The 6,457-nt window shown below is 65.4% G+C and carries 7 protein-coding genes; 5 read left to right on the plus strand and 2 right to left on the minus strand.

The genetic code is table 11. The annotated features are described in order from the left end of the window. Nucleotides 1-3: 3 nt before the first annotated feature. Nucleotides 4-804 carry a HesA/MoeB/ThiF family protein gene (locus tag LPW26_RS23250; protein ID WP_238738092.1) on the plus strand — a complete coding sequence of 267 codons (801 nt, stop codon included), beginning with the start codon at nucleotides 4-6 and terminating at the stop codon, nucleotides 802-804. A 170-nt stretch (nucleotides 805-974) separates the two neighbouring features. On the opposite strand, the gene LPW26_RS23255 is transcribed toward LPW26_RS23250, so the two are convergent. Then, complete coding sequence (locus LPW26_RS23255; protein ID WP_238738093.1) at nucleotides 975-1,976, minus strand: 2-hydroxyacid dehydrogenase; 1,002 nt, start codon at nucleotides 1,974-1,976, stop codon at nucleotides 975-977. A gap of 244 nt (nucleotides 1,977-2,220) precedes the next feature. Between LPW26_RS23255 and LPW26_RS23260 the strand changes: the two genes are divergently transcribed. After that, complete coding sequence (locus LPW26_RS23260; protein WP_238738094.1) at nucleotides 2,221-2,745, plus strand: SH3 domain-containing protein; 525 nt, start codon at nucleotides 2,221-2,223, stop codon at nucleotides 2,743-2,745. Between the two features lie 145 nt (nucleotides 2,746-2,890). Here LPW26_RS23260 and irrA read toward each other — a convergent pair whose 3' ends face one another. Further along, on the minus strand, nucleotides 2,891-3,373 hold the full coding sequence (gene irrA / locus LPW26_RS23265) for an iron response transcriptional regulator IrrA (protein ID WP_406678169.1): 483 nt from the start codon (nucleotides 3,371-3,373) through the stop codon (nucleotides 2,891-2,893). A gap of 254 nt (nucleotides 3,374-3,627) precedes the next feature. Between irrA and fabA the strand changes: the two genes are divergently transcribed. From fabA to fabI, 3 genes are all read left to right on the plus strand, one after another. Further along, nucleotides 3,628-4,155, plus strand: a complete 528-nt coding sequence (gene fabA / locus LPW26_RS23270) for a bifunctional 3-hydroxydecanoyl-ACP dehydratase/trans-2-decenoyl-ACP isomerase (protein ID WP_238738096.1) — start codon at nucleotides 3,628-3,630, stop codon at nucleotides 4,153-4,155. Between the two features lie 68 nt (nucleotides 4,156-4,223). Further along, nucleotides 4,224-5,450, plus strand: a complete 1,227-nt coding sequence (gene fabB, locus LPW26_RS23275) for a beta-ketoacyl-ACP synthase I (RefSeq protein ID WP_238738097.1) — start codon at nucleotides 4,224-4,226, stop codon at nucleotides 5,448-5,450. 169 nt (nucleotides 5,451-5,619) lie between these two features. Continuing rightward, entirely contained in the window at nucleotides 5,620-6,429 is an 810-nt protein-coding gene (fabI, locus tag LPW26_RS23280) for an enoyl-ACP reductase FabI (RefSeq protein ID WP_238738098.1), read from the plus strand. Nucleotides 6,430-6,457: the final 28 nt, after the last annotated feature.

Raw genomic sequence — 6,457 nt, forward strand, 5'->3', positions numbered from 1 at the left:
ATCATGCTGAGTGCCGACGAACTCGAACGCTACGCCCGCCATATCGTGCTGCGCGAGGTCGGCGGGCCCGGGCAGGCGGCGCTGCGCAAAGCTCGCGTGCTGGTGGTCGGCGCCGGCGGACTCGGCGCGCCGGTGCTGATGTATCTGGCGGCCGCGGGCGTCGGCACGCTCGATATCGTCGACGACGATGTGGTGTCGCTATCGAACCTGCAGCGCCAGATTATCCACGCAACGCCCGATGTCGGCGCCCGCAAGGTCGACAGCGCGGCGACGCGGATCGCGGCGCTCAATCCGCATGTGAAGGTCGTGCCGCATGCGACGCGCATCAACGCCGCCAATGCGCTGGAGCTGATCGGCGCCTGCGACCTGGTGCTGGACGGCTCGGATAATTTCGCCACGCGCTATCTGGTGTCGGACGCCTGCTTCCTGGCGAAGAAGCCGCTGATCACCGCGGCGCTCGGGACGTTCGACGCCTCGCTGACGACGATCCGGGCGCACGAGACCAATGCGGCGGGCGAGCCCAATCCGACCTATCGATGTCTTTTTCCCGAAGCGCCGCCGCCCGGCACGGTGCCGGCCTGCGAGGAAGCCGGCGTGATGGGCGCCCTCGCCGGCACGCTCGGTTCGATGATGGCGCTGGAGGCGATCCGCGAGATCGTCGGTTTCGGCGAAGGCCTGGTCGGGCGCTTGCTGATGATCGACGCCCGCGCGATGCGATTCGAGACGCTGCGCTACGGGCGGGATCCGGGCAATCCGCTGAACGGGGATGCGCCGAGGATCATGGATTTGAGCGGGCATCGCTGAGCGAGCGCACTGCCTGGGGCGCCCTCACCCCAACCCTCTCCCGCAAGCGGGAGAGGGAGTTCTGCCGCAATCGGTTCGAACGTTTCTGTTTGGCCGCTGACTCAGTTACGCGCACGGCGAGCCCCCTCGCCCGCTTGCGGGAGAGGGTTGGGGTGAGGGCGACGCGACGCCTACAGCATCCCGGGCAGCACGCGATCCGGCGGCTTGTGGTTGTCGAGGAAGGTGCGGATGTTGATGATCACCTTTTCGCCCATCTCGACGCGGCCTTCGATGGTGGCCGAGCCCATGTGGGGCAGCAGCACGACCTTGCCGTGCTTGGCGAGGCGAACCAGCTTCGGGTTCACGGCCGGCTCGTGCTCGTAGACGTCGAGGCCGGCGCCGGCGATGTCGCCCGATTCGATCAGCTTGGTCAGCGTTTCCTCGTCGATCACCTCGCCGCGCGCGGTGTTGACGATGAAGGCGTCCTTGCGGATCAGCTTGAGGCGGCGGGCCGACAACAGATGGAAGGTCGCCGGGGTGTGCGGGCAGTTGACCGAGATGATGTCCATCCGGGCCAGCATCTGGTCGAGCGAATCCCAATAGGTCGCGCCGAGTTCGTCGGCGATCCGCGGCGCGACCGGCTTGCGGTTGTGATAGTGGATCTGCAGCCCGAACGCGCGGGCACGCCGCGCCACCGCCTGGCCGATCCGGCCCATGCCGATGATCCCGAGGCGCTTGCCGCCGAGCCGGCGGCCGAGCATCCAGGTCGGCGACCAGCCGGGCCATTCGCCGCCGTCGGTGAGCAGCGCCGCGCCTTCGATCAGCCGCCGCGGCACCGCGAGAATCAGCGCCATCGTCATATCGGCGGTGTCTTCGGTCAGCACCTTCGGGGTGTTGGTGACGGTGATGCCGCGCGCATGGGCGGCGGCGACGTCGAGATTGTCGATGCCGTTGCCGAAATGCGCGATCAACTTGAGCTGGCAATCGGGCTGGTTCAGCATCTCGGCCGTGATGGTGTCGGTCACCGTCGGCACCAAGACATCGGCGGTGCGCGCCGCTTCGGCGAGCTTCTCGGCCGACATCGGCTCGTCATCGAGGTTGAGCCGGGCGTCGAACAACTCGCGCATCCGGGTTTCGATCGAGTCCGGAAGCTTGCGGGTGACGACGACCAGAGGCTTTTTCTTAACCGACATTCACACGCTCTCTGACGAGTCTGGCGAGACTATTTAGTCCGCGTTAACCCACCTGTTCGACACTCCCGCTACAGCGCGACCGCAGGGGCGGGTCCCTTCCGTTCGGTCCCTTCACCAGCTTGGGGTCACCGGATGCCTTCCGGCTTTCTCTAGCAGAAGACCGCGCCAAGACAAGGACCCCACCACCCGGCTGTGGTTTCCCCCCCAGCGACGCGCACGATCACCAAACTGAGGGGCCTGTCTGATGAAGCTGAAGAGACCGATCGCAGCATTGTTGTTCGCAGGTGCGATAGTAGGCGCTACCGCGCCTGTGCTCGCCGCGAAGGACTCGCCGCTGTCGGCCAGCGGGCTGCCGGTGCCGCGCTATGTCAGTCTGAAGTCGGATCACGTCAACGTCCGGATCGGCCCGACCAAGGACAACGACGTCGCCTGGGTCTACACCCGCGCCGGGCTGCCGGTGGAGATCACCGCCGAGTTCGAGAACTGGCGCCGGGTGCGCGATTCGGAAGGCGCCGAGGGCTGGGTGTATCATTCGCTGCTGTCCGGCCGCCGCACCGCGGTGGTCACCATGAAGGACAAGGACGAACTGGCGACGCTGTACGAAAGCGCCTCGACCGGCGCCGCCGTGGCGGCCCGGCTGCAGGCCGGCGTCGTGGCGCAGATCAGACGCTGCGACGCGGAATGGTGCCGGATCATCGGCCCGGGCTTCGACGGCTGGATCGAAAAGCAGCGGCTATGGGGCGTCTATGCGGACGAGCAGGTGAAGTGAGATCGTAGTGAATTGGTAGGGTGGGCAAAGGCGCGCATGCGCCGTGCCCACGTGTCCGGCCTGCGCGTGGGCACGCTGCGCCTTGCCCACCCTACGGGATCCTCAAATAGCGGAAGCGCGCGGGAGGCGTCGGCGCTCTGAAAGATCAGGCCTTCTTGCGGATGCGGACGACGACGTCGACGCGGGCGATTTCGTAGCCTTCGGGCACTTCGGGGGTCGAGCGCAGCGCGACGTGCTGATCCGGAATGTCGATCAGCTCGTGGTTGTTCTCGAGATAGAAGTGCTGATGCGCCGACACGTTGGTGTCGAAATAGGTCTTGGTGCCGTCGACGCTGACCTGGCGCAGCAGACCGACTTCGGTGAGCTGATTCAGCGTGTTGTAGACGGTCGCCAGCGACACCGGGACCTTGGCCTGGCTGGCCTCTTCGTACAGCATTTCGGCCGTCAGATGGCGGTCGCCCTTGCCGAACAGAAGCCAGCCCAACGCCATGCGCTGACGGGTCGGCCGCAAGCCCACCGACGACAGCATTTCATTGACGTCATGCCACGGGCAGCCATTGAGGTGGGGCTCAACGGCATGCGCCGACGTCCCGATTTCCTCACGCGAATATGTCGCACGCTCTCCGATGTCCACGGCGGCAGTCCCTTTTTGTACAGTCGAGTGATTATAGGAAGCATTCCAAAGGGGTGCAAGCGCTTCGCATCTAGAACCGTTCGGACGTTTTACTTAGGGAGGAATACGGAGGTGCCGCTTTGCCGGGTGCAATGCCTATGTTAGAGACCCGCGCATTCGTCCGTTGCATAAGGAACGGGCGAACGCCGGCGTGCAGCGACACGACCGGATGACCGGACCTTCGCGAGATACAAAAAAGGCAAAGCCGCATGCAGGACCGTCGTTCCAGCTACGAATACGAAGACCTGCTCGCCTGCGGCCGCGGCGAACTGTTCGGCCCCGGCAACGCGCAGCTGCCGCTGCCGCCGATGCTGATGTTCGACCGCATCACCACCATCACCGAGGACGGCGGCGAATTCGGCAAGGGCCATATCCGCGCCGAACTCGACGTCAATCCGGAGCTGTGGTTCTTCGGCTGCCACTTCAAGAACGACCCGGTGATGCCGGGCTGCCTCGGCCTCGATGCGATGTGGCAGATGGTCGGGTTCTTTCTCGGCTGGGTTGGCGGCGAAGGTCCGGGCCGCGCGCTCGGCCTCGGGGAACTAAAGTTCACCGGCCAGGTGCTGCCGCCTGTGCGCAAAGTCGTTTACAATGTCGATATCAAGCGGGTGATGCGGTCCAAGCTGTGGCTTGGCATCGCAGATGGGTGGCTCTCGGCAGACGACGAGATCATCTACCGTGCGAAGGATCTCAAAGTGGGTCTGTTCAAGCAAACGGCTCAGCCGGTTGGCGGTTAACCACACGCGCCGGCCATAAAGCCGTGCCATCAACCGTGAACGACCATTGAAATGAACGAGGCGATCATATGAGACGCGTTGTTGTCACCGGGATGGGGATCGTCTCGTCAATCGGAAACAACACCCAAGAGGTGCTGGCGAGCCTGCACGATGCCAAATCCGGCATCTCGCGCGCCGAGAAGCATGCGGAACTCGGGTTCCGCTCCCAGGTGCAGGGTGCGCCGTCGCTCAATCCGGCCGATGTCGTCGACCGCCGGGCGATGCGCTTCCTCGGCGAAGGGGCGGCCTGGAACCACGTCGCGATGGAACAGGCGCTGGCCGATTCGGGCCTGCAAGAGAGCGACATCTCCAATCCGCGCACCGGCATCGTGATGGGCTCGGGCGGACCCTCTGCCCGCACCATCGTCGAGGCCGCCGACATTACGCGGACCAAGGGTCCGAAGCGCGTCGGCCCGTTCGCGGTGCCGAAGGCGATGAGCTCGACCGCCTCGGCGACGCTCGCCACCTGGTTCAAGATCAAGGGCGTCAACTACTCGATCTCGTCGGCCTGCGCGACTTCGAACCATTGCATCGGCAACGGCTACGAGCTGATCCAGTGGGGCAAGCAGGACATCGTATTCGCCGGCGGCTGCGAAGAGCTCGACTGGTCGCTGTCGGTGCTGTTCGACGCGATGGGCGCGATGAGCTCGAAGTACAACGACACCCCGGCGACGGCCTCGCGGCCCTACGACGTCAACCGCGACGGCTTCGTGATCGCCGGCGGCGCCGGCGTGCTGGTGCTGGAAGAACTGGAACACGCCAAGGCGCGCGGCGCCAAGATCTATGGCGAGATCGTCGGCTACGGCGCGACCAGCGACGGCTACGACATGGTGGCGCCGTCCGGCGAAGGCGCCGAGCGCTGCATGCAGATGGCGCTGGCGACCACGGGCGGCATCAAGATCGACTACATCAATCCGCACGCCACCTCGACGCCGGCCGGCGACGCGCCGGAGATCGCCGCCATCCGCAAGGTGTTCGGCAACGAGGACAAGTGCCCGCCGATCTCCGCCACCAAGGCGTTGACCGGCCATTCGCTCGGCGCCACCGGCGTGCAGGAGGCGATCTACTCGCTGCTGATGATGCAGAACGGCTTCATCTGCGAGAGCGCCCACATCACCGAGCTCGACCCGGCCTTCGCCGACATGCCGATCGTGCGCAAGCGGATCGACAACGCCAAGATCGGCGCCGTGCTGTCGAACTCGTTCGGTTTCGGCGGCACCAACGCCACGCTGGTGTTCAAGCGGCTGGAAGCGTGATCGCCTGCTGATCGCGCGGGCAGCCGCTGATGCCGGACGAACTCGAAACTGTTAGATTCATCGACATGGCCGGGCTTGTCCCGGCCATCCACGTTTTTGAAGCACGGATAGTCCGCGGATCGTGGATGCCCGGGACAAGCCCGGTCATGACGGACAGGAGAGCGACAAGATGCAACAACTGATGCACGGCAAGCGCGGCCTGATCATGGGCGTCGCCAACGACCATTCGATCGCCTGGGGCATGGCCAAGACGCTGCACGCGCACGGCGCCGAGCTCGCCTTCACCTATCAGGGCGACGCGCTCGCGCGCCGCGTCAAGCCGCTGGCGCAGTCGCTGAATTCCGATCTGGTGCTGCCTTGCGACGTCGAAGACATCGCCAGCGTCGATGCGGTGTTCGACACGCTGAAGGACAAGTGGGGCAAGCTCGACTTCGTGATCCACGCGATCGGCTTCTCCGACAAGAACGAACTGCGCGGCCAGTACATCGACACCAGCCGCGCGAACTTCTCGCGCACCATGGTGATCTCCTGCTTCTCCTTCACCGAGGTCGCCAAGCGCGCCGCGGCGCTGATGCCGGACGGCGGCGCGATGATCACGCTGACATTCGGCGCGTCGGAACGCGCGATGCCGAACTACAACGTGATGGGTCTGGCCAAGGCGGCTCTGGAAGCCAGCGTGCGCTACCTCGCCTGCGACCTCGGCCCCAAGGGCATCCGCGTCAACGCGGTCTCGGCCGGCCCGGTGCGGACGCTGGCCGGCGCCGGCATCGGCGATTCGCGCGCGATGTTCGGCTTCATGGAAAAGCACTCCCCGCTCGGCCGCGGCGTAACGCTCGAAGAATTGGGCGGCTCTGCGCTGTATCTGCTGTCCGACCTGTCCGGCGGCGTCACCGGCGAAACCCACTACGTCGATTCCGGCTACAACATCGTGCTGATGCCGAAGCCGGATGCGCTGAAGGCGGACGCGGAGAAGGCGTAGAAATTAGCCGAACGCTGGCGCCGAGGCT

The organism is Rhodopseudomonas infernalis (genome assembly GCF_022271405.1).
In the GTDB taxonomy this organism is placed as follows: Bacteria; Pseudomonadota; Alphaproteobacteria; order Rhizobiales; family Xanthobacteraceae; genus Rhodopseudomonas; species Rhodopseudomonas infernalis.

Coding starts and splice junctions, on each gene's coding strand:
- LPW26_RS23250 (WP_238738092.1), top strand. CDS start 4: ATGCTGAGTGCCGACGAACTCGAACGCTACGCCCGCCATATCGTGCTG.
- LPW26_RS23255 (WP_238738093.1), bottom strand. CDS start 1,976: ATGTCGGTTAAGAAAAAGCCTCTGGTCGTCGTCACCCGCAAGCTTCCG.
- LPW26_RS23260 (WP_238738094.1), top strand. CDS start 2,221: ATGAAGCTGAAGAGACCGATCGCAGCATTGTTGTTCGCAGGTGCGATA.
- fabA (WP_238738096.1), top strand. CDS start 3,628: ATGCAGGACCGTCGTTCCAGCTACGAATACGAAGACCTGCTCGCCTGC.
- fabB (WP_238738097.1), top strand. CDS start 4,224: ATGAGACGCGTTGTTGTCACCGGGATGGGGATCGTCTCGTCAATCGGA.
- fabI (WP_238738098.1), top strand. CDS start 5,620: ATGCAACAACTGATGCACGGCAAGCGCGGCCTGATCATGGGCGTCGCC.